This is a genomic window from Providencia rettgeri (assembly GCF_041075285.1).
In the GTDB taxonomy this organism is placed as follows: Bacteria; Pseudomonadota; Gammaproteobacteria; order Enterobacterales; family Enterobacteriaceae; genus Providencia; species Providencia rettgeri_G.
Map to the genome: position 1 here is coordinate 1,059,189 of NZ_CP163512.1, position 23,220 is coordinate 1,082,408.

The 23,220-nt window shown below is 42.6% G+C and carries 18 protein-coding genes; 14 read left to right on the top strand and 4 right to left on the bottom strand.

The window, feature by feature from the left end; all coding sequences use genetic code 11:
- Positions 1 to 34 precede the first annotated feature (34 nt).
- Both yfbR and AB6N04_RS04795 read right to left on the bottom strand, forming a co-directional pair.
- Complete coding sequence (gene yfbR, locus AB6N04_RS04790) at positions 35 to 616, bottom strand: 5'-deoxynucleotidase (protein ID WP_369310772.1); 582 nt, start codon at positions 614 to 616, stop codon at positions 35 to 37.
- Between the two features lie 412 nt (positions 617 to 1,028).
- Complete coding sequence (locus AB6N04_RS04795; RefSeq protein ID WP_369310773.1) at positions 1,029 to 2,243, bottom strand: pyridoxal phosphate-dependent aminotransferase; 1,215 nt, start codon at positions 2,241 to 2,243, stop codon at positions 1,029 to 1,031.
- Between the two features lie 800 nt (positions 2,244 to 3,043).
- Between AB6N04_RS04795 and AB6N04_RS04800 the strand changes: the two genes are divergently transcribed.
- The 14 genes from AB6N04_RS04800 (at position 3,044) to nuoN (ending at position 20,055) form a co-directional block, all read left to right on the top strand.
- Positions 3,044 to 3,964, top strand: a complete 921-nt coding sequence (locus AB6N04_RS04800; protein WP_369310774.1) for a LysR family transcriptional regulator — start codon at positions 3,044 to 3,046, stop codon at positions 3,962 to 3,964.
- A gap of 1,117 nt (positions 3,965 to 5,081) precedes the next feature.
- Positions 5,082 to 5,525: an NADH-quinone oxidoreductase subunit A gene (locus AB6N04_RS04805; protein ID WP_369310775.1), complete on the top strand. Its 444-nt coding sequence runs from the start codon at positions 5,082 to 5,084 to the stop codon at positions 5,523 to 5,525.
- 18 nt (positions 5,526 to 5,543) lie between these two features.
- Positions 5,544 to 6,218 carry an NADH-quinone oxidoreductase subunit B family protein gene (locus AB6N04_RS04810; RefSeq protein ID WP_004912254.1) on the top strand — a complete coding sequence of 225 codons (675 nt, stop codon included), beginning with the start codon at positions 5,544 to 5,546 and terminating at the stop codon, positions 6,216 to 6,218.
- 77 nt (positions 6,219 to 6,295) lie between these two features.
- On the top strand, positions 6,296 to 8,095 hold the full coding sequence (gene nuoC, locus AB6N04_RS04815) for an NADH-quinone oxidoreductase subunit C/D (RefSeq protein WP_369311977.1): 1,800 nt from the start codon (positions 6,296 to 6,298) through the stop codon (positions 8,093 to 8,095).
- Positions 8,096 to 8,097: 2 nt separating this feature from the next.
- A complete protein-coding gene (gene nuoE / locus AB6N04_RS04820; protein WP_369310776.1) occupies positions 8,098 to 8,646 on the top strand; it encodes an NADH-quinone oxidoreductase subunit NuoE in 549 nt (182 codons plus the stop codon).
- Positions 8,643 to 10,001: an NADH-quinone oxidoreductase subunit NuoF gene (nuoF, locus tag AB6N04_RS04825; protein WP_369310777.1), complete on the top strand. Its 1,359-nt coding sequence runs from the start codon at positions 8,643 to 8,645 to the stop codon at positions 9,999 to 10,001. The genes nuoE and nuoF overlap by 4 nt, the downstream gene beginning before the upstream one ends.
- A gap of 89 nt (positions 10,002 to 10,090) precedes the next feature.
- Positions 10,091 to 12,823, top strand: a complete 2,733-nt coding sequence (gene nuoG / locus AB6N04_RS04830; RefSeq protein WP_369310778.1) for an NADH-quinone oxidoreductase subunit NuoG — start codon at positions 10,091 to 10,093, stop codon at positions 12,821 to 12,823.
- Complete coding sequence (nuoH, locus tag AB6N04_RS04835) at positions 12,823 to 13,800, top strand: NADH-quinone oxidoreductase subunit NuoH (RefSeq protein WP_369311979.1); 978 nt, start codon at positions 12,823 to 12,825, stop codon at positions 13,798 to 13,800. Before nuoG ends, nuoH begins: the two co-directional genes overlap by 1 nt.
- A gap of 14 nt (positions 13,801 to 13,814) precedes the next feature.
- Positions 13,815 to 14,357 (top strand): NADH-quinone oxidoreductase subunit NuoI, encoded by a 543-nt coding sequence (nuoI, locus tag AB6N04_RS04840; RefSeq protein WP_369310779.1) that lies wholly within the window; start codon positions 13,815 to 13,817, stop codon positions 14,355 to 14,357.
- A 12-nt stretch (positions 14,358 to 14,369) separates the two neighbouring features.
- Positions 14,370 to 14,912: an NADH-quinone oxidoreductase subunit J gene (nuoJ, locus tag AB6N04_RS04845; RefSeq protein ID WP_369310780.1), complete on the top strand. Its 543-nt coding sequence runs from the start codon at positions 14,370 to 14,372 to the stop codon at positions 14,910 to 14,912.
- Positions 14,909 to 15,211, top strand: a complete 303-nt coding sequence (nuoK, locus tag AB6N04_RS04850) for an NADH-quinone oxidoreductase subunit NuoK (protein WP_004259841.1) — start codon at positions 14,909 to 14,911, stop codon at positions 15,209 to 15,211. The genes nuoJ and nuoK overlap by 4 nt, the downstream gene beginning before the upstream one ends.
- A complete protein-coding gene (nuoL, locus tag AB6N04_RS04855; RefSeq protein WP_369310781.1) occupies positions 15,208 to 17,049 on the top strand; it encodes an NADH-quinone oxidoreductase subunit L in 1,842 nt (613 codons plus the stop codon). Before nuoK ends, nuoL begins: the two co-directional genes overlap by 4 nt.
- Positions 17,050 to 17,067: 18 nt before the next feature.
- Entirely contained in the window at positions 17,068 to 18,588 is a 1,521-nt protein-coding gene (nuoM, locus tag AB6N04_RS04860) for an NADH-quinone oxidoreductase subunit M (RefSeq protein ID WP_369310782.1), read from the top strand.
- Positions 18,589 to 18,594: 6 nt separating this feature from the next.
- A complete protein-coding gene (gene nuoN / locus AB6N04_RS04865) occupies positions 18,595 to 20,055 on the top strand; it encodes an NADH-quinone oxidoreductase subunit NuoN (protein WP_369310783.1) in 1,461 nt (486 codons plus the stop codon).
- A 215-nt stretch (positions 20,056 to 20,270) separates the two neighbouring features.
- On the opposite strand, the gene AB6N04_RS04870 is transcribed toward nuoN, so the two are convergent.
- Both AB6N04_RS04870 and AB6N04_RS04875 read right to left on the bottom strand, forming a co-directional pair.
- Positions 20,271 to 21,281 carry an alpha-xenorhabdolysin family binary toxin subunit B gene (locus AB6N04_RS04870; RefSeq protein WP_369310784.1) on the bottom strand — a complete coding sequence of 337 codons (1,011 nt, stop codon included), beginning with the start codon at positions 21,279 to 21,281 and terminating at the stop codon, positions 20,271 to 20,273.
- Between the two features lie 11 nt (positions 21,282 to 21,292).
- Positions 21,293 to 22,501 carry an alpha-xenorhabdolysin family binary toxin subunit A gene (locus tag AB6N04_RS04875; protein WP_369310785.1) on the bottom strand — a complete coding sequence of 403 codons (1,209 nt, stop codon included), beginning with the start codon at positions 22,499 to 22,501 and terminating at the stop codon, positions 21,293 to 21,295.
- Positions 22,502 to 23,220 lie beyond the last annotated feature (719 nt).

The following is a 23,220-nucleotide window of genomic DNA, read 5'->3' on the forward strand; positions in this document are numbered from 1 at the left end:
ATAGCGGGTATTTATTACAATGTTTTGGCGAAAATTAATGGCTAATTTCATCGAGTGAAAGGGTAAACCCAGGAACAAACTTCTCCATAAAATAATCCATTTCAGGACTTTTTCTTTCAGCTAACATTTTTTCAAGGCGTTTTTTCGCTAATTTAAATTCACTGTTACCCGCCGATAATTCTTCCAAACATTTTAAATAAGCACATAAGGAATCAGCTTGTTTAACGATGAAATGTTCTTCTTCAGATTGTAAGTCTTCGATAATCAGGTCCCTAAAATCATCTTGCAGTTCTTCAGGCAACATATCCAATAGTTTTTGCTGAGCAAATTTTTCTATTTTTTTATATTCATGGGCAATTTGCTGGTTATGGTACTTAATGGGGGTTGGCAAATCCCCCGTAATCACTTCACTGGCATCATGATACATGGCGAGAAGGGCAATACGTGAAGCATCGACATGTCCACCAAATTTCTTGTTTTTAATGATGGCAAGCGAATGAGCGACCATAGCGACTTGCAAGCTATGTTCGGAGACGTTTTCTGTACGAACATTGCGCATGAGTGGCCAGCGGTGGATCAGTTTCATTCTAGCGAGGTGTGCGAAAAAGTAGCTCATAAGTCCCCTTACACAGAGCAGAAAATAATGAAAATTATAGCGAAAAGCGTGATGCAGTGGTATCAATTTATTGTTTTTTAATAAGTTAGTGTGTATATCTTAAAATAGAATATAAATTTTTATATTATTAATCATATTTATATAGTCAAATTAAGATTTATTTTAATTAGTATTTTAATTATATTGAATTATAAGATTTTAAAAATATAATGAGTTTTCTATTCTAAGCTTAAGAGGCAATATGAAATATTTTCCATTTATTTTATTAGGCTTTTTCCTTGTGGCAATTTATTTTATTTCTATTATTTGATTATCAGAATAATACAATCTAAATATGAGCAATTGATGCTAAATAAAAAAGCCTCCATAATTATTGGAGGCTTTAATATGAATAAATAATCTAAATAAGAGATTACTGACGATACCCTTCAAGGAAACGCGCAAATTTGTTAATCGCCATTTCAAGGTCATCAGCATAAGGGAGGGTGACGATCCTAAAATGATCAGGTTCAGGCCAGTTAAATGCGGTGCCTTGCACTAATAACACTTTTTCTTGCAGTAGCAAGTCAAGGATCATTTTTTGGTCATCATGAATATTAAAACGCTTAATATCAATTTTCGGGAACATATACAGTGCACCTTGTGGTTTAACACAAGAAACACCAGGAATTTGGTTGATTAATTCCCATGCCCGGTTGCGTTGCTCGTATAAACGTCCACCCGGTTGGATAAATTCGCTAATACTTTGGTAACCTCCCAGTGCTGTTTGTATCGCATGCTGCATGGGCACATTGGCACATAAACGCATGGAAGCCAACATTTCTAAACCTTCAATGTAGCTTTTGGCATGTTTTTTGGGACCATTTAATACCATCCAACCTTGGCGGAAACCGGCAACACGGTAAGTTTTTGATAAGCCATTAAAGGTGATGGTTAACAAATCTGGCGCTAAGGCTGCGATCGAGTGGTGAACTGCATCGTCGTAAAGAATTTTGTCGTAAATTTCATCTGCATAAATAATAAGGTTGTGTTGGCGAGCCAGCTCAACGATCTCTAATAGCAAATCTTTGCTGTAGACGGCACCCGTTGGGTTGTTTGGGTTAATGACGACAATCCCACGCGTTCTTGGGGTGATTTTGCTGCGGATATCTTCGATATCTGGCATCCAGCCTTGTTGTTCATCACACATATAGTGAACAGCTTTTCCGCCTGATAAAGAAACCGCAGCGGTCCAAAGTGGGTAGTCTGGTGCAGGGACTAGCATTTCATCGCCATTATTAAGCAGCGCTTGCATTGCTTGGACGATAAGCTCAGAGACACCGTTACCAATGTAAACATCTTCCACTGTCATTTCGTGAATACCACGAGCTTGGTAATGCTGAACGATGGCTTTACGTGCAGAATAGAGCCCTTTAGAGTCACAATAGCCTTGAGAGCTCGGTAAGTTACGTAAAACGTCTACGAGAATTTCATCAGGTGCTTCAAAGCCAAATGGTGCCGGATTACCAATATTCAGTTTGAGGACTTTATTGCCTTCCTCTTCTAGGCGCTTAGCTTCTTTTAAAACGGGCCCACGAATGTCATAGCAGACATTATCGAGCTTGCTGGATTTAGTTAAGTTATTCATTGTTCTCTCATTACCCTAACGGGGTTGCATTGGTAGGGGACCGGCTTTGTCTCCTTACTGTACTCCTCCCTCAGAAGCTTTTGAAGATGCAAGGTTATTTTTGGTGTAAAAGGTTGGTTAAAGTGTAAATGTGATGTTTGATATCTTATTATATGTGCTAGGTTGAATTTAGATTCCAATTAATTGATTTAATACAGACTAATATGCCAATAATATCGTGTGTTTTGGTGTGTAACTATGAAAAAAAGTCGGAAACGGCAGGTGAACGAAAAAATTGTATCAAAATGTAATATTGAGCCTAAATTCGTTAATTTAGACATAAATTTTGTCGCATATCGTGCGTTTTTTATATTTTTTCAGCCATTTTTGTTAGTAATATTGATAGTTTCACTCACTATTCTTTAACTTAATGTACATGTTATGCGGATAACTTATTGATATTAAAATACATTAAAAAATAGTGAAATGAATTTTATAATGTGCTTACATTAAAATAATTGTGATTACATTAAATATGTTACTATTTAATCGTATTTTATAAAGCGTTTCTCTAATTAAGTTATGTAAGAGAATGCGCTTTTTGTTAACAGTATTTTTGATTTATTGGCAGTATTCTGTTTATGCCAGCTTTGATGTTATTGATTAATAACGGGTTGGCTGTTTCAGATAGAATAATGAGAAGTCATTGCAAATCTAAGGATTAGAGATGCACTAGATGAGTAGTTGTAAATTATATCGCTGATTCTCATGGAGGAGAGCAGAACACCAGGTAACATAAATATTATATAAGAGAATGAACGATGATAAATTCCAATCGTCCCATCATGAACTTAGATCTGGACTTGCTACGTACCTTTGTTGCGGTCGCTGATCTAAATACATTTGCAGCTGCGGCTGCAGCAGTGTGTAGAACGCAATCTGCGGTAAGTCAGCAGATGCAACGTTTAGAGCAACTTGTCGGTCGTGAGCTTTTTGCTCGTCATGGGCGCAATAAACTCCTTACCGCCCATGGTTTACAATTATTGGGGTACGCACGCCAAATTTTGCGTGCTAATGATGATGCAACCGCATCATTAACCTACAATGATGCCGAAGGCGAACTGCGTATTGGTGCTTCCGATGACACCGTTGATATTCTACTGCCATTTTTGCTAAATCGTATCGCTTCAGTGTATCCACGTATTGCGGTTGAAGTTCGTATTAAGCGTGCTCAATTTATTGAATCAATGCTTGATAACCATGAAATCGATTTAGCGTTAACAACAGCACGTATTAGCCACCATCCAAAAACAGCACTTAGAACAGTGCCAGTGCTGTGGCATAGTGCGCCAGATTTTCAATTACGCCATAACGAGCCGATCCCATTGGTTGTTATGGATGAAACCAACCCCTATCGTAAGCTGTGTACGCAGGCGTTGGATGATGCAGGGTTGCAATGGCATGTTGCTTATGAAGCGGCTTCTTTACCTGCGGTACGAGCTGCGGTTACGGCTGAAGTGGGGGTTACTGCGCGTCCAATGGAAATGCAAAATGCGGATCTGCGTATTTTAAATGAAACGGATGGCCTGCCTCGTTTACCGGATATTCAGTATTGGTTATATAAGAATGCCGATGAGCAAAAAGATTTTGTATTAACAGTGTTTAGTGCTATCGAGAACAAGAAAATTCCTTATGTTGCGACATCAGCCAGTGAACTTGCTGACGGCAATGAAGGTCACTAACTAGTTAGTCGTTTTATATGATCTAACGCTGTCCAAAATAACGATATCAATATTAATAATAAACGGTAGTGCCTAAAACAGGGACTGCCGTTTTTTTTGGGGAAAATAGCTTTATTAACGTAAGGTGAAGGTTTTATATTGTAACTATCTTCCCACGAAGTAATACACAACTTAAATCGGTTTAATATGCTATCTATTATATCTTATGGCAGAATAAAGAATTGACGCACTAGGGGTAAGGAAAAGGGATTCTTTTTTGGATGGTAATATCCTTAGGGGAAGATGCTTAGTAACTGAAACGATTATTTCATATTGATGTGTTAAATTTTCAATATTGGGAAAAGGCTATAAGAAATGGTTTGAAAACCACGTAAAAATAGTGAGTAGCTATTTGTGGAAATCGTTATTCAGTTCAAATTTATTATTTTATTATCGATTTGTGTACATAAAACCCACAATTAACCACTTAATAAGTATGGTTAAATGTCGAAGAGCATGAAATAATTGTGATGTGGTCGGCAGAACCTGAATTTCATTTTTTTGGTTAACAATTTGTTACTTTATTAACAATCTTTTTTTGCTGAATTGATAAAATAGCGCTGGTTTCTCAGCGGGTTAGTGTGACTGTTGAATATAAAAGCGTTACATGTTCTTAAAGTAAAATTGAATGCCATGTAAACAAATTGAGTACTTTTTCAATAAATCTGTGCGTTAGATCAAATAAAAAGCGCAATTTTTCATCTGTTAAGACAGGTTTTTCCTGCGATAATGGTGTAGTAAAAACGAATAATCAGTTAAACTAGTTTGAGTGTTTACTTGTGTTTCATTACACTGACACGTTTTAGCAGTTTATGAGTACTTTTTGTTGTTCTAATGTTTTTTGGGTGTGAAGTTTTTGTAACAAATACGGGTTATTTTACCTCATTTGGGTAAAGTAAATTGTAATGAGAGAGGACAAACCAAACGCAGTCATCAAACTGATTTATGTTTGGTGATCTTTTAGTTGGTGATCAATGTTTGGTCTTTCTTCTCGATTAACTGGGCAATTGTGGTGCAATACTGCCGTGTTGTAAAAAAGAGCAGTTTACGCACCATAAGTAATGAGTAAGCAACGAGTATGTCTACATCAATCCTAGCGTTAGCCCATAACTGGGCGTTTGCGATATTCCTCATCGGCACTATCGGTCTTTGTGCTTTCATGTTGGCCGCAGGTCACTTCTTAGGTAGCCGCGCCAAAGCCAGAACAAAACATGTTCCTTACGAATCAGGTATTGATTCGGTCGGTAGTGCTCGTCTTCGTATGTCAGCTAAGTTCTACTTAGTCGCCATGTTCTTCGTTATCTTCGATGTTGAAGCCATGTTTTTATTTGCATGGTCAGTTGCCATCCGCGAAGCAGGTTGGGTTGGTTTCATCGAAGCCGCGATCTTTATTTTGGTATTGTTGGCGGGATTGTTTTATCTGGTTCGCGTAGGAGCATTGGATTGGACTCCAGTCCGTTCCCGCGGAAAAGTGAATCATCCTAGTGAAGTTATTAACATCAGCAATCGTCATCCGCAGTAAAAAGCGAGGCATTATACAATGGATTATACGCTCACCCGCATAGATCCGAACGGTGAGAACGACCGTTACCCACTGCAAACTCAGGAAATTGTTACTGATCCTCTGGAGCAGCAAGTTGAAAACAGTGTATACATGGGGAAACTTTCTCATGCACTTCACGATGTGGTTAACTGGGGGCGCAAAAACTCTCTATGGCCATATAACTTTGGTCTTTCATGTTGCTATGTAGAAATGGTGACTTCGTTCACGGCTGTTCATGACGTAGCCCGCTTTGGTGCAGAAGTACTTCGTGCTTCACCTCGTCAAGCCGACTTTATGGTTGTCGCAGGAACCTGTTTTACAAAAATGGCGCCTGTTATTCAACGTCTGTATGACCAAATGTTAGAACCTAAATGGGTTATCTCCATGGGGTCATGTGCCAACTCTGGTGGTATGTATGACATTTATTCTGTTGTACAAGGCGTCGATAAATTTATCCCTGTAGATGTGTATATCCCAGGTTGCCCACCACGACCAGAAGCCTATATGCAGGCTCTGCTTCTGTTGCAAGAATCTATCGGTAAAGAGCGTCGTCCGCTCTCTTGGGTCGTTGGAGACCAAGGGGTTTACCGTGCCAATATGCAATCAGAAAGAGAAAGAAAGCACGGTGAACGTATCGCAGTGACTAACCTGCGTACACCAGACGAAATTTAAGGCTTAAAGCCATACAGCGTAACAGAGCAATGTTGTTGCGAAATAATAAACCTGATCAAGCGTTATGGTGAAGAATGATGACAGATCAGATAGCGCAAGCGAGTAGTACCCAGCCAGGATGGCAGACACAGGATCATCTAAATGACCCTGTGCTTCTGGAACTGCGCAATCAATTTGGGCCGGATGCCTTTTCTGTTCAAGCGACTCGTACTGGCATGCCAGTGATTTGGGTTCGCCGTGAACAGTTACTGGAAGTTGTAGATTTCCTAAAGAAATTACCAAAACCGTATGTCATGTTATTTGACTTACATGGGGTCGATGAGCGTCAAAGAATTCACCGGCAAGGTCTGCCAGAAGCAGACTTTAGTGTTTTCTACCACATTATTTCCATCGACCGTAACCGCGATATCATGTTGAAAGTCGCTCTTAACGAGAAAGACCTCAACGTGCCTTCTCTGGTTTCGCTATTTCCAAATGCCAGTTGGTATGAGCGTGAAGTATGGGACATGTTTGGGATCACCTTCCAAGGTCACCCAAATCTACGTCGCTTACTGATGTCGCCAAGCTGGGAAGGTCACCCGCTGCGTAAGGATTACCCTGCGCGTGCGACTGAGTTCGATCCCTTTGTCCTCACTAAGCAGAAACAAGATCTGGAAATGGAAGCACTAACTTTCAAACCAGAAGAGTGGGGCATGGCGCGTGGAAATGAAAACGAAGATTTCATGTTCCTGAACTTGGGGCCAAACCACCCATCATCACACGGTGCGTTTCGTATCATACTGCAACTTGATGGTGAAGAAATTGTCGACTGTGTGCCTGATATCGGCTACCACCACCGTGGTGCTGAGAAAATGGGCGAACGTCAGTCATGGCACAGCTACATTCCTTATACTGACCGTATTGAGTACCTTGGCGGTTGTGTAAATGAAATGCCATATGTGCTAGCCGTTGAAAAACTGGCTGGCATCGAAGTGCCTGATCGCGTGAAGACCATTCGTGTCATGCTGTCTGAGTTATTCCGTATTAATAGCCACTTGCTGTATATCAGTACCTATATCCAAGACGTTGGTGCAATGACCCCCGTCTTCTTTGCGTTTACGGATCGCCAAAAAGTGTACAACGTGATTGAGGCTATCACTGGGTTCCGTATGCACCCAGCTTGGTTCCGTATCGGCGGTGTGGCACACGACTTACCACGTGGTTGGGAAAAACTGCTACGTGAACTGCTTGACTGGTTGCCAAAACGCTTAGAATCGTATGTAACGTCTGCGCTGAAAAACTCCATTTTAAAAGGCCGTTCTATTGGTACAGCAATGTACAGTAAAGAAGAAGCATTAGCATGGGGTGTGACAGGGGCTGGTTTACGTGCGACAGGCGTTGATTTTGACGTACGTAAATGGCGTCCATATTCAGGCTACGAAAACTTTGAGTTCGATATTCCTATCGCACACAACGGTGACTGTTATGACCGTGTGATGATCAAAGTGGAAGAGATGCGCCAGAGTATCCGTATTCTCGAGCAATGCTACAAGAATATGCCAGAAGGTCCATTCAAAGCCGACCATCCATTAACGACGCCACCACCAAAAGAGCGTACGTTGCAGCACATTGAAACCTTGATCAATCACTTCTTACAAGTGTCTTGGGGACCTGTGATGCCTGCGAATGAGTCATTCCAGATGGTTGAAGCCACGAAGGGGATCAACAGCTACTACCTGACCAGTGATGGTAGCACCATGAGTTACCGCACGCGTATTCGTACGCCAAGCTATGCGCACTTGCAGCAAATTCCGTCGGTGATTCGAGGTAGTTTAGTTTCAGACTTAATCGTCTATCTGGGAAGTATCGATTTTGTAATGTCGGATGTGGATCGCTAACCATGCATAATGAACATAACGAAAATGAGAAGCACAACGAGCTCAATGTCGTAAATGTGTTTGAACCGCAAGTTAATCATGGCTTTGTCTTAACAGAGAAAGAGCGTGAGGAGATTGAAGGTGAGAAACACCATTACGAAGACGCCCGTGCTGCCTCAATTGAAGCACTGAAAATTGTGCAAAAAAACCGCGGTTGGGTTGAAGATGGTGCGATCCATGCGATTGCTGAAGTCTTAGGGATCCCAGCCAGTGATGTTGAAGGTGTGGCGACATTCTATAGCCAAATTTTCCGTCAGCCAGTGGGCCGCCACATTATTCGCTATTGCGACAGTGTTGTTTGCCATATTACAGGTTATCAGGGCTTAGAAGCTGAAATTATTAAACAGCTAAATATTCGCCCAGGTCAAACAACAGCCGATGGCCGCTTTACGTTGCTGCCGACCTGTTGCTTAGGTAACTGTGACAAAGGTCCAACGATGATGATCGATGAAGACACTCACAGCTACGTACAGCCTGAAAATATTCAAAAATTACTGGAGCAGTATCCATGACAAATTCTGTTAATCCAGTGATCCGTACTGCCCAAACGCATCCACTAACATGGCGTTTGCGTGATGACAATCAGCCTGTTTGGTTAGATGAGTATCGCAGTAAAAACGGATACAAAGGTCTTGAGCGTGCTCTTAAAGGCATGGCCCCCGATGAAGTTGTGAACCTCGTAAAAGACGCTGGTCTGAAAGGACGTGGTGGTGCGGGCTTCTCAACAGGTCTGAAATGGAGCCTGATGCCGAAAGACGAAAACATGAAACTGCGTTATTTCTTATGTAATGCGGATGAAATGGAGCCGGGTACTTATAAAGACCGTCTTTTAATGGAACAACTTCCTCACCTATTAGTTGAAGGCATGATCGCGGGGGCTTATGCACTGAAAGCCTATCGTGGTTATATCTTCCTACGTGGTGAATACGTTGAAGCGGCCCATAATTTACGCCGCGCCATTGAAGAAGCAAAAGCGGCGGGTCTATTAGGGAAAAATATCCTCGGTTCTGGATTCGATTTTGAACTGTTTGTGCACACGGGAGCAGGGCGTTATATCTGCGGTGAAGAAACCGCATTAATTAACTCCTTAGAAGGTCGCCGCGCAAATCCACGTTCTAAGCCACCATTCCCTGCAACTTCTGGTGCTTGGGGTAAGCCGACTTGCGTTAATAACGTCGAAACCATCTGTAATGTGCCTGCGATATTAGAGCATGGTGACAAATGGTACATCGATTTAAGCGCAGGCAAGAGTAAAGATGCGGGCACTAAACTGATGGGCTTCTCAGGCCGCGTGAAAAACCCAGGTCTGTGGGAATTACCCTTTGGTACGACAGCGCGTGAAGTTCTTGAAGACTACGCGGGTGGCATGCGTGACGGTCTGAAACTAAAAGCATGGCAGCCGGGTGGGGCAGGGACTGACTTCCTGACCAGCGACCACCTCGACTTACCGATGGATTTCGAAAATATTGCTAAAGCAGGGAGCCGTTTAGGAACTGCATTGGCGATGGCAGTTGATCATGAAATCAACATGGTTTCATTGGTGCGTAACTTAGAAACCTTCTTTGCACGTGAATCTTGCGGTTGGTGTACACCATGTCGTGATGGGTTGCCGTGGAGCGTGAAAATTTTACAAGCACTGGAAAAAGGCGAAGGTCAACCCGGTGACATTGAAACATTAGAGCAACTTTGCCGTTTCTTAGGTCCGGGTAAAACATTCTGTGCTCACGCACCAGGTGCAGTCGAACCGCTGCAAAGTGCCATCAAATATTTCCGTGAAGAATTTGAAGCGGGTATCTCGCAAAAAGATCTGCGTAACATTGTGCAGATTGCAGGGATCCAGCCAAACCTGCTGAAACAGCGTTGGTAATAATTTAGCGATTGAGCAACCGCTAAATAGATTTTTCACGAAGAACGTATTTTTGATTAACGCCTGCTTTATGCGGGCCTTTGGGAAGCATGCTGACTATGGCTACAATATATGTAGACGGCAAAGAATATGACGTTAACGGGTCTGAAAACCTGTTACAAGCCTGTCTTTCTCTTGGGCTAGATATTCCTTATTTTTGCTGGCATCCGGCGCTGGGAAGCGTTGGCGCTTGCCGCCAGTGTGCGGTTAAGCAGTATCAGAACGCGGATGACACCCGCGGTCGCCTAGTAATGTCTTGTATGACACCGGCAACGGAAGGTACCTACATCTCTATCGATGATGAAGAAGCCAAACAATTCCGTGAAAGTGTTATAGAGTGGCTGATGACCAACCACCCTCATGACTGTCCAGTCTGTGAAGAAGGCGGTAACTGCCATCTGCAAGATATGACGGTGATGACGGGTCACAACATGCGTAAATATCGTTTTACGAAACGCACACACATTAACCAAGATCTCGGTCCTTTTATCAGTCATGAAATGAACCGCTGTATCGCGTGTTACCGTTGTGTTCGTTACTATAAAGATTACGCAGATGGTACGGACTTAGGGGTGTATGGTGCACATAATTATGTGTACTTTGGTCGTACAGAAGACGGCACGCTAGAGAGTGAATTTTCGGGTAACTTAGTGGAAGTCTGCCCGACAGGGGTATTTACCGATAAAACCCATTCCGAGCGTTATAACCGTAAATGGGATATGCAATTTGCACCGGGTATCTGCCAACAGTGCAGCATCGGTTGTAATACCAGCCCGGGTGAACGTTATGGTGAAATTCGTCGTATCGAAAACCGTTATAACGGCTCCGTAAACCACTATTTCCTGTGTGACCGTGGTCGCTTTGGCTACGGTTACGTTAACCGTAAAGATCGTCCACGTCAGGCTATTTTAAACAAAGATGGCGTGAAACAAGTTATCTCTGTCATTGAAGCAATGCAAAGTGGTGCGCAAATTATCAACCAAGCGAAGAAAGTGATTGGTATCGGCTCTCCACGTGCAAGCGTTGAAAGCAACTACGCACTGCGTGCCTTGGTGGGCGCTGAAAACTTCTATTCAGGGATCAGTGCGGGTGAACAACGTCGCTTAGCATTGATGCAAAATATCCTGCAAAATGGTGGTGTCTATACGCCAACACTGCGTGAAATTGAAAGCTATGATGCGGTACTGGTTCTGGGTGAAGATTTAACTCAGACAGGTGCGCGTATGGCACTGTCAGTTCGTCAAGCGGTGAAAGGAAAAGCACGTGAAATGGCGGCAGCGCAAAAAGTGGCTGACTGGCAAATCGCCGCGATCATGAATATTGGTCAACATGCGAAATATCCGCTGTTTATTACCAATGTTGATGATACTCGCTTAGATGACGTAGCTGCCTTCAATTACCGTGCTCCCGTTGCTGACCAAGCACGTTTCGGTTTCGCTATTGCCAATATGATCAACGGGGATGCCCCTGCGGTGAATGATTTACCCGCTGATTTGAAAGCCAAAGTTGAAACTATCGCACAAGCTCTCTCAAGTGCGAAGAAACCATTGATCATCAGTGGTAGCCACAGTGCAAGCGATGCGATGATCCAAGCGGCAGCTAACGTGGCATTTGCACTGAAAGCGAAAGGCGCACAGGTCGGGCTGTCATACTTAGCTTCTCACGCAAATAGCTTTGGTTTAGCGATGATGGATGCACAACCATTAGACAGTGCATTAGCTCGCATTGAAGCGAACGAAGCGGATGTTGCTATCGTGATTGAAAATGACCTTTATCGTCACAGCAGTGTGGATGCCGTCAATAGCGCATTAGCGAAACTGAACCACCTGATTGTTGCCGATCATCAACTGACTGATATCATGGATAAAGCAACACTTGTTCTGCCAGCAGCAAGTTTCGCAGAAGCAGACGGTACGTTGATTAACCAAGAAGGTCGCGCACAACGCTTCTTCCAAGTTTTCGACCCAACTTATTACGATAAAACTATTGTGATGAACGAAAGCTGGCGTTGGATGCATTCGCTACAAACGCAAGCGCAAGAGCGTGATGTAGATTGGTCACAACTTGATCATGTGATTGCTGATTGTGTTGCTGCACTGCCGCAATTTGCCGGTATTGTCGATTCTGCCCCGAAAGCGTCATTCCGTATCCGTGGGCAAAAATTGGCACGTGAACCTCATCGTTACAGTGGTCGTACCGCTATGCTGGCAAACCAAACTGTGCATGAGCCACGTCAACCACAAGATATTGACTCCCCATTTGCTTTCTCAATGGAAGGGAACAACAGCCCAACCGCACCACGCCAGCAAATTCCATTTGCATGGGCACCGGGTTGGAACTCACCACAAGCTTGGAATAAATTCCAAGCGGAAGTCGGTGGTCACTTATTATTTGGTGATCCAGGTGTGCGTTTGTTCAATTCAACAGAAAGTAAACTGGCATACTTCACTGATATTCCAACGGCTTACCAAGCAGCGGACGCTCAGTGGGTGGTTGCGCCGTATTACCATCTGTTCGGCAGTGATGAAATGTCACAGCGTTCAGAGGTTATTCAACAGCGTATGCCTGAGCCATATATCATGCTGAACACGCAAGACGCTGCGACACTTGGCTTGGCAGCAGGGGAAAAAGCTGAATTTAGCTATGCAGGTCAAGGGTTTAACCTAACTGTACGCCTCAGCAACCACCTGTCAACAGGTCAAATTGGCTTACCATTAGGGATGCCGGGTATCGCACCTTCAATGGCTGGCGTGTCAGTCAATAATCTGCGGAGGGGAGCATGATGGATTGGATTTCGCCTGAAGTGATGGAAGTGATTATCTCCATCCTTAAATCTGTCGTCATTTTATTGGTTGTCGTGACTTGTGGGGCCTATATGAGTCTGGGGGAGCGCCGTATTCTTGGTCTGTTCCAGAACCGTTATGGTCCAAACCGTGTTGGTCCGTTTGGGATGGGCCAACTTATTGCTGACATGTTCAAAATGCTGTTTAAAGAAGACTGGATCCCACAGTTTGCGGACAAGAAAATCTTTACGCTCGCGCCAGTTATCGCGTTTTGTTCACTGTTCCTAGCATTTGCAATCGTGCCTGTCAGCCCGACTTGGCATGTTGCTGACCTAAATATCGGGATTTTGTTCTTCCTGATGATGGCAGGTCTGGCGGTGTATGCGGTGCTATTTGCAGGTTGGTCAAGTAACAATAAATACTCATTATTAGGGGCAATGCGTGCGTCGGCACAAACCGTCAGTTACGAAGTGTTCTTAGGCTTATCTTTAATGGGCGTAGTGGCACAAGCAGGTTCATTCAACCTGATTGATATTGTGAACTCCCAAGAAGGCATGTGGAACATTATTCCTCAATTCTTTGGCTTTCTGACCTTTGCGATTGCGGGCGTTGCGGTATGTCACCGTCACCCGTTTGACCAACCAGAAGCAGAACAAGAAATTGCGGATGGTTACCATGTTGAATATTCAGGGATGAAGTTCGGTCTGTTCTTCGTCGGTGAGTATATCGGTATCGTAACAGTTTCTGCCCTGATTGTGACGCTGTTCTTTGGTGGCTGGCATGGTCCATTCTTGCCGTCATTCTTGTGGTTTGCTATCAAAACTGGCTTCTTCATGATGATGTTCATTCTGATCCGTGCCTCTTTACCGCGTCCACGTTATGACCAAGTGATGTCTTTTGGCTGGAAAATTTGTTTGCCATTGACGCTGCTTAATCTGCTGGGTACTGCAGCAGTGATTTTATACAACGCTCAGTAAGGGGTGATTGAACCATGACATTGAAAGAGTTATTGGTCGGTTTCGCCACCCAAGTACGTAGTATTTGGTTGGTCGGCCTACATGCGTTCGATAAACGCGAAACGCAAATGTATCCAGAAGAGCCGGTTTATCTGCCACCCCGCTACCGTGGTCGTATCGTATTAACCCGCGATCCCGATGGTGAAGAGCGTTGTGTTGCGTGTAACTTATGTGCGGTTGCTTGTCCAGTGGGTTGTATCTCACTGCAAAAAGCGGAGCACGAAGATGGACGCTGGTATCCGGAATTTTTCCGCGTTAACTTCTCGCGCTGCATTTTCTGTGGTCTGTGTGAAGAGGCTTGCCCAACGACGGCAATCCAATTAACACCAGACTTTGAAATGGCCGATTGGCGACGTCAGGATCTGGTTTACGAGAAAAATGACCTGTTGATTTCAGGTCCGGGTAAATATCCTGATTATAACTTTTACCGTAAATCGGGTATGGCGATTGCAGGTAAAGACAAAGGTGAAGCGGATAACGAAGCGAAACCGATTAACGTCAAAGACCTGTTGCCATAAGGAGCGATATTCATGGAATTTTCATTTTATATCGCCGGTCTGGTTGCAATACTTGCAACTTTGAGGGTGATAACTAATACCAACCCGGTACATGCTCTATTGTATTTGGTTGTTTCTCTGCTGGCGCTGTCAATGGTGTTTTTCTCCCTCGGTGCGTATTTTGCCGGTGCGTTGGAAATCATCGTTTACGCAGGCGCCATCATGGTCTTGTTCGTGTTTGTTGTCATGATGCTTAACTTGGGTCGCTCCGTGCAAGAGCAAGAGCGTGCTTGGTTAACACCGAAAAACTGGATCGGTCCTGCGGGGTTATCCGCGGTGTTACTGGCTATCCTCGTTTATGGCATCACATCTTTGTCCTATGACAAAGGGATTGACGGCACGGTGATTGGGGCGAAAGAAGTGGGTATCAGCTTATTTGGGCCATATGTCTTGGCTGTTGAGCTAGCCTCACTGCTGTTACTGGCAGGTCTAGTCGTCGCATTCCATGTTGGACGTGACCGTAAAGAAAACGGTGCTGATCTTGTTAGCATCGCGAAGGCGGAGGAGCAAAAATGATACCTCTAGAACATGGTCTGATTTTAGCGGCAATTCTATTTGTAATGGGGCTTAGCTGCCTTGTGATCCGCCGCAATCTGCTTTTCATGCTGATCGGACTGGAAATCATGATTAACTCTACTGCACTGGCGTTTGTCGTCGCAGGGAGTTTTTGGGGGCAACCAGACGGCCAAATTATGTATATTTTGGCAATCACGCTGGCTGCTGCGGAGGCGAGTATTGGATTGGCGTTGTTACTGCAACTCCATCGTCATCGTCAGAACCTGAATATTGATAAAGTCAGTGAGATGCGCGGATGAACCTACTCTATTTAACTATTCTGTTGCCTTTGCTGGGGTCGGTGCTGTTAGCCTTCTCTCGTGGACGCTGGTCAGAAAACGTTTCTGCCATTATTGGAGCGGGGTCGGTTGGTTTAGCTGCGATCGTCGCTTTCTATGCTGGCAATGAATTTTTAGCTCAAGATGCAGGTAGCGTATTCATCCAACCTCTGTGGACTTGGATGTCTGTCGGTACCTTTAATATCCCATTCACCTTGATGTTAGATGGTCTGTCACTGACCATGTTAGGTGTGGTAACGGGTGTGGGCTTCCTTATTCACGTATACGCTTCTTGGTATATGCGTGGCGAGGAAGGTTACTCACGTTTCTTCGCTTACACCAACTTGTTTATCGCGAGCATGGTGGTTTTAGTGCTTGCCGATAACATGATGCTGATGTATCTCGGTTGGGAAGGGGTAGGGCTGTGCAGTTACTTACTGATTGGCTTCTACTACACCAATCCAGACAACGGCAAGGCTGCGATGAAAGCGTTCTTTGTTACGCGCATCGGTGACGTGTTCCTTGCTATTGGTATGTTTATCCTGTGGAATGAGCTGGGCACGTTGAATTTCAGCGAAATGGCGGTGTTAGCACCGCAGAAATTTGCTGAAGGTTCTAGTGCAATTAACTGGGCAACCTTGATGTTATTAGGTGGCGCAGTGGGTAAATCAGCTCAGTTGCCACTGCAAACATGGTTGGCCGATGCGATGGCGGGTCCAACGCCAGTTTCTGCACTGATCCACGCAGCAACCATGGTTACCGCGGGTGTCTACTTAATTGCGCGTACCCATGTTCTGTTCCTGTTAGCCCCTGAAGTTTTACATTTAGTTGGTGTGGTTGGTGCAGTCACATTAGTACTGGCAGGTTTTGCAGCACTGGTACAAACAGACATCAAACGTGTACTCGCTTACTCAACCATGAGCCAAATCGGTTATATGTTCTTGGCGTTGGGCGTTCAAGCTTGGGACGCGGCGATTTTCCACCTGATGACGCACGCCTTCTTTAAAGCGTTATTATTCTTGTCAGCAGGTTCGGTGATCCTCGCTTGTCACCATGAACAAAACATCTTCAAAATGGGTGGGTTGCGTAAGCAAATTCCATTCATCTATGCTGTGATGTTAATCGGCGGAAGTGCACTGGCAGCATTGCCACTGTTTACCGCAGGTTTCTACAGTAAAGATGCCATTTTGTGGGGAGCGAAGCTTGACGGGCAAACCGTGTTGTTGTGGGCGGGGATCCTCGGTGCATTAATGACCGCAATTTATACCTTCCGTATGATTTTCATCGTGTTCCACGGTGAAGCGAAAATCAAAGCGCACAAGGTTAAAGGCATCACTCACACATTGCCACTGGGCATTCTGGCTATCCTTGCAACGTTTGTTGGTGCATTAATCCACCAACCTTTAGAAGGGGTATTCCCTGCGGAAGCTGCTGGAAGTGAAGACGGTAAAGTTTTACTTGAAGCAATTTCGGGTGGGTTTGCAATCGCAGGTCTATTGGTTGCGATATTCCTTTACCTGTTCAGACGTTCCATTGTTGATGCTATCGCGAAAACGGCGATTGGTCGCTTCTTTAGTGCTTGGTGGTACCAAGCTTGGGGATTCGACTGGCTGTATGATGTAGTCTTTGTGAAACCGTTTAAAGGTGTTGCATGGCTACTGGAGAGCGATCCGATTAACTCACTGATGAATATTCCTGCGCGCTTATCAAGTTTAGCGAACAAAGGTCTTTCTGTGAGTCAAAACGGCCAGATCCGTTGGTATATTGCCTCATTGGGGCTGGGTGCAGTGCTGATCCTTGCTCTGCTGCTTTTGGTTTAATTAAGGGACATTTGCGCCATGCTATTACCCTGGCTAATACTTATTCCCTTCATCGGTGGCCTGCTAAGTTGGCAGGCTGACCGGTTTAGTCACCGCGCACCGCGTTGGATTGCGCTGGCGACTATGGGGATCACTTTAATACTCTCCGTGCAACTGTGGTTACAAGGGAGCTACTCTCTGGTTAACCCACAAGGCATTCCACAATGGCAAGATGTCTATTTAATGCCATGGATACCAGCATTGGGGATTAATATCCATTTGGCGATTGATGGTTTATCACTGTTAATGGTCGTTCTGACGGCTATTATGGGTGCATTCTCGATTTTGAGCTCATGGAGTGAAAACCAAAAGAACCAAGGTGCCTATCACTTTAACCTTCTGTGGATTATCACAGGGGTGATGGGAATTTTCACTGCTGTTGACTTGTTTTTATTCTTTTTCTTCTGGGAGATGATGCTGATCCCAATGTACTTCCTAATTGCCAATTGGGGACACAAAGGCTCAGAAAACAGACAACACGTTAACGCAGCGACCAAGTTCTTTATCTATACGCAGGCAAGTGGTTTGATCATGCTAGTGTCTATCATTGGATTAGCACTGGCTCACTGGAATGATACCAAAATCCTGACATTCAACTATAACGCACTGCTTGGCACGCAAATGTCTAGCACAGTTTCTTTTATGTTAATGTTAGGCTTCTTCATTGCCTTTGCGGTTAAAATGCCTTTGGTGCCGTTTCATGGTTGGATGGCAGATACTCAAGAGCAATCACCTACAGCAGGTTCGGTGGATATCTCGGGTATTATGCTAAAAACCGCCGCGTATGGTCTGTTACGTTTCACGTTACCGCTGTTCCCTGAAGCTTCTATCCAGTTCACGCCAGTGGCGATGACACTGGGCGTGATCAGTATCTTCTACGGTGCATGGTTAGCGTTCAAACAAACCGACATTAAACGTTTAGCGGCGTACAGTAGCTTATCCCATATGGGGTTTGTAACTGTGGCGATTTATGCAAGCTCAGTGTTAGCGTACCAAGGTGCAGTGATCCAAATGATCACCAATGGCTTATCAGGTGCAGCACTGATTATTATCAGTGGTCAACTGTACGAACGTACACAGACTCGTGATATGCGCATGATGGGTGGATTATGGAAACGCATTAAATGGTTACCAGGAATGTCCTTGTTCTTTGCTGCGGCAACGTTAGGTATGCCAGGGACAGGTAACTTCATTGGTGAATTCATGATCCTGTTCGGTAGTTTCAGCCAATTCACATTAGTGACCTGCATTATGGTATTTGGTGTGGTGTTTGCTTCTATCTACTCTTTGTGGATGATGCAACAGACTTATTACGGCACACCAAAATCAGAAAAAGAAATGAAAGGGTTAACGGCGCGTGAATTCGGTGTGCTACTGGCTCTGGCTGCTTTACTGGTTATCATCGGTTTCTATCCACAACCAATCTTAGATACATCAATTGGTTCAATGGAAACATTGCATAACTTGTATTCTGCTTCACTAACAACATTAGGGCTGTAATTCGCCATGACAATAACTCCTCAAGAACTGATCGCAATACTACCACTGATGATCGTCGGATTGACGGCGGTGGTTGTGATGCTGTCCATTGCGTGGCGACGCGATCACCTGACCAGTGCCGCGCTGACAGTATCTGGTTTTATCATTGCGTTGCTTTCACTGATTTGGGTAGCCGATGGCTACCTGATGGATGTGACTTCGCTTATCCGCGTTGATGGTTTTGCACTGCTATACAGTGCGCTTGTCCTGATCGCAGGTATCGGTACCAGCATCTTTGCTTACCATTGGCTGGAAGGCTTTGGTGACAACAGAGACGAATTCCATCTGTTAGTGGCGATAGCCGTTGCAGGTGGTGTACTGTTATCTATGTCAAACCATATGGCATCGATGTTTATCGGTATTGAACTGATTTCATTGCCATTATTTGGCTTAGTGGCATATACCTTCGAACGCAGCCGTACCTTAGAAGCAGGGATCAAATACATGCTGCTATCCGCAGCAGCATCGTCGTTCCTACTATTTGGTATCGCATTACTGTATGCGGAATCAGGTAGTTTAAGCTTCGCCTCTGTGGGGCAAAGCCTGTCAGACAATCAAATCCATGCACCATTGGTGATGATTGGCTTTGGTATGTTAATTGTCGGCTTCGGCTTCAAACTGTCTCTGTTCCCATTCCAACTGTGGACACCAGACGTATACCAAGGCGCACCTGCACCGGTTTCGGCGTTCTTAGCAACAGGCAGTAAAATCGCTATCTTCGCCGTATTAGTGCGTATCTTTATGGAAGCGCCGATTACCAACAGCGATACGTTAGCTATTGTGATCTCAGTGATTGCTATTGCTTCTATTCTGTTTGGTAACTTACTGGCAATTACCCAAAAAAGTGCAAAACGTTTATTGGGTTACTCCTCTATCGCCCATATGGGGTATTTGCTAGTAGCTTTGGTTGCCCTGCGTATTGATCCTGTGGCCTCACAAGTGACTATCGCGATTTACTTAATCGGCTATTTATTTGCAAGCCTAGGTGCTTTTGGTGTCATCAGTATCGTCTCTAGCCCTTACCGTGGCGATGATCAGGATGATTTCAGCGCGTTCCGTGGTTTGTTCTGGCATAAACCTGTACTAGCAACCGTAATGACCGTCATGTTGTTATCATTAGCGGGGATCCCAATTACATTAGGTTTTATTGGTAAATTTTATGTGATTGTTTCCGCAGTGAATGCCCAATTGTGGTGGTTAACAGGTGCTGTAGTCGTGGGTAGTGCTATTGGTTTGTACTACTACTTACGCTTTATGGCAAGCCTATACAGTCGTGATGCAGAGCATGCAGATCGTTATACTGGTCCAGATAATGCAACACTGGGTACTGTCTTTGCTGCTATCTGTGCGATTGCTGTGATTGCCTTTGGTGTTTGGCCGCAACCGCTTATTGATATTTCAACCTTAGCGCTAGCGCTGAGCAACTAATCATTAGCGCAAAATAAAATTTCACCGGTTACTGTAAACGTAGCCGGTGAAGTTGATAACAAAGTGGAATAAAAGCGTATTTTTTCGACTTTGTGCTATCAGATAAAAATTAACATATTGATTATCTAGCTTAATTTTCAAAGCCTATCCAACCAGCCTGCAAACATTTTCTGTTTTGCAACCGTCTGACCGATTTTTGTAAAATAACCGGTTTTTTAATCGGGTAATTGCCGTTGGTATTGGTATTCAACATCATTTAAATAGGTCATTAGCATTTGGCTTGCTGTGTTTATCTGCGATAAATTAAGTTGTTGTTCTGACATTTTTTCACTAATAAATTGGCACCATGAGGCCCAGTAACTTTTAAGTAATCCAACTTTTTGTATAACTGTCTGTTTATGATCATCAATGACGGTAATTTCACTCGATAATGACATCAGTTGTGTTAGTCTAAAAATATGGGTGTCGATGGTGTTAAGTTCTTCTTTATGCTCAATAATTTGGTCACTTAAATACAATCGAACGTCAACTAATTTTGTGAATTCCAAACCATCATCTACTATAGTGAGTAAATTTCTAATATAGTTAATGGCAGATTTTAAAATGTCTTTCTTATTAGGGGGAATACTTAATGCGTCAATAAGTTCTTTTCCATTAAGGTATTTATCAAAAAAATCCGTTAACTTAGCGCGTAAGACGATATCCTCTGCGGCAGTAATAATAGAGTAACTGTTGTGTAGTTCATTGATCTTTGATTGCAAATTGTGTTTTGACGAAAAAAGTAATTCTTTTTGACTGGTATATTGAGCCAGCTTTAATTTATTCGGTTCGTTAAGGTGATAAACAAGTAAGGATTCCATTGTATAGCGAATTTTTGAAATTAATTTCTCAAGCTCTAATTTTGCCTCCATTAGATCATCTATAAACCCGGTAGTGAGAATTTGTTTTTTTAAGTCTGTATAATTGTCATCGTTGGTATTTGTATTATTAGCGTCATTAAGTTCGTTATTAAGGATATAATTCACTTTTATTCTTAGTATTGGAATGGAATTTCGAATAAGATCATTCAGTCTTTCTGTTTTTATGGCGATTTTTTGTATTCTGCCATAAATAATGTAATCATAACTCATAATATTTTTATTAAACGAGGCTATATTATTTGAAATGCATCTTAACTGATAAAGATCAATAGAGGGCAACATTGGGAGGTCAAGGTTATCATGCATATTAATACCTTTTATTGAAATGAAGTGTCATGGTTTTGTAGCTCATCAAATAGTTTAATTAAATGAACTGAATAATCTTGAATTGAACTCCAAGACATAATAATTCGTTTAAATTGGGTAATAAAACGAATAAGTTTATCTGCATTATTTATACGTTGAAATATATCAATAGATTGTGTTATTTCAGTTAAAATAACAAGCCACATATAATCTAGGTGGTCTACAGCCAGTCGTGCATCTTTGAAAAAACCTTCAATTTTATGTAAATTGACCTGAATATCAAAAATGGTTTTTTGAATGAATTTTTCATGGTTAATTTTTATGTTGAGTTCACTAATCTCTTTTAATAGCTGATTCTTTCTGGCACGAATGGCTTCGGCTTTTGGTCCGAATATGCTGCTGGTGATTGCTAATCCAATAATACCGCCAGCTAAACCTGTAAAACACAATTTGACATAGTGCGAGTATTCTTGTTCAAGTTGTACAATATCTTGCTTTTTTAGTTCAATCATCTCTTTTAGGAAGGTCCCTGAACTATCCTGATTAGCGGGTTCAAGTTGCTGATAAATCCCTTTTATATTAAATAATAATGATTCAACATGTTCATAGTTTGAAAGGTATCCACCCGTAATATACACCCTAAAGTCCGATACCGTATTTTTGATTTTTATTGTTTTAATCGATTGCTGTTTTATGTCATTTTTAATTAAATTCAGAATGCTGACAAGCTCTGTAGCGATTTGCTGGTCATCATTTTGGTAAACGATTTTACCTAAATCATATTCTGTTAATTCATCTAGGCTATCTGATATTTTTTGCAAAATAGGCATGTGGTTAATATATTCAATGATCTGATTGCCAGTTTGCATGATATTGCGACTGGTCAGAGATAAACTAACAGATTGCTCCTTAACGTGTTGTTCAACGTTATCCCAACTGTTCGCGTGAGTACGAATATCAATAATTGCACTTGCTAATGTATCAGCATTAATAGGAAGATTAGATGACTCATTAATGCCAAACCATTTTAAAATATCTGTTTTCTGTAAAGGAAGAGAAAGGGCAAAGTGAACATGTTTGTGAATATTAATTAAATCATCTAAGGTGAATATCCCTGCGGAACGTGCAGATAGTGTGTCTTGATTAGTTAACAATGCTAATGTTGCATTTCCTATATTTTCTTTTTCAATAATCCGATCGTAACTTTCTTGTATGTGCATTGTAAATTCCAACGTTATTAAGTTAATGAGTAATGAAGCGTTAACGTGATTCATTATTTGGATGCGTATATATAGTAGGTATCGTGAATAGTGCTATTTTATGGAAATTAGTCATCAGTAAAGTATAAAGTGAATGCTTTATATTGGATAACCTACTAGAAACGGATGGAAAGGGTTGATACTAAAAAATGGAAATAAGCGCTAAAAAATAACTCAATGTACGTAGTTAATCATTAAAATTAACTTTTACATAAACAAGTTAAGTAATAGAAAGTGAATTCTTATCCCATTTCATTTTCTTAGAATAGAGGTAAATACCCTAAATAGATAAAAACAATCAGCGAGATCGCATCTGGCAGTATGCAATTGATGCTAAAATTGCGGTTCATAATGAAATATACAATATCAACAGAAAGTGAGTGTAAATCATACGAATTAAAGATAATCAAGCCGTTAACAGTTGTTACTGAAGATATAAAGTGATAATAAAAGTGTCAGAACAGTGATAAAACCACAAATATCAATTAATTAAATCAATGTGTCATTATATAATTGATATAATAAACTATACTAAACGCAAGAAGATCGTCACATACCAACCTCCATTGGTATTTGTGAATAAGCAAAACAGCGCGTTACAAGGGCGTTGTCGTAGAGATAATGGCTTATCAATGTATTAATGCATAGCATTGCGTTATATAATATTTGATGTAAATCTG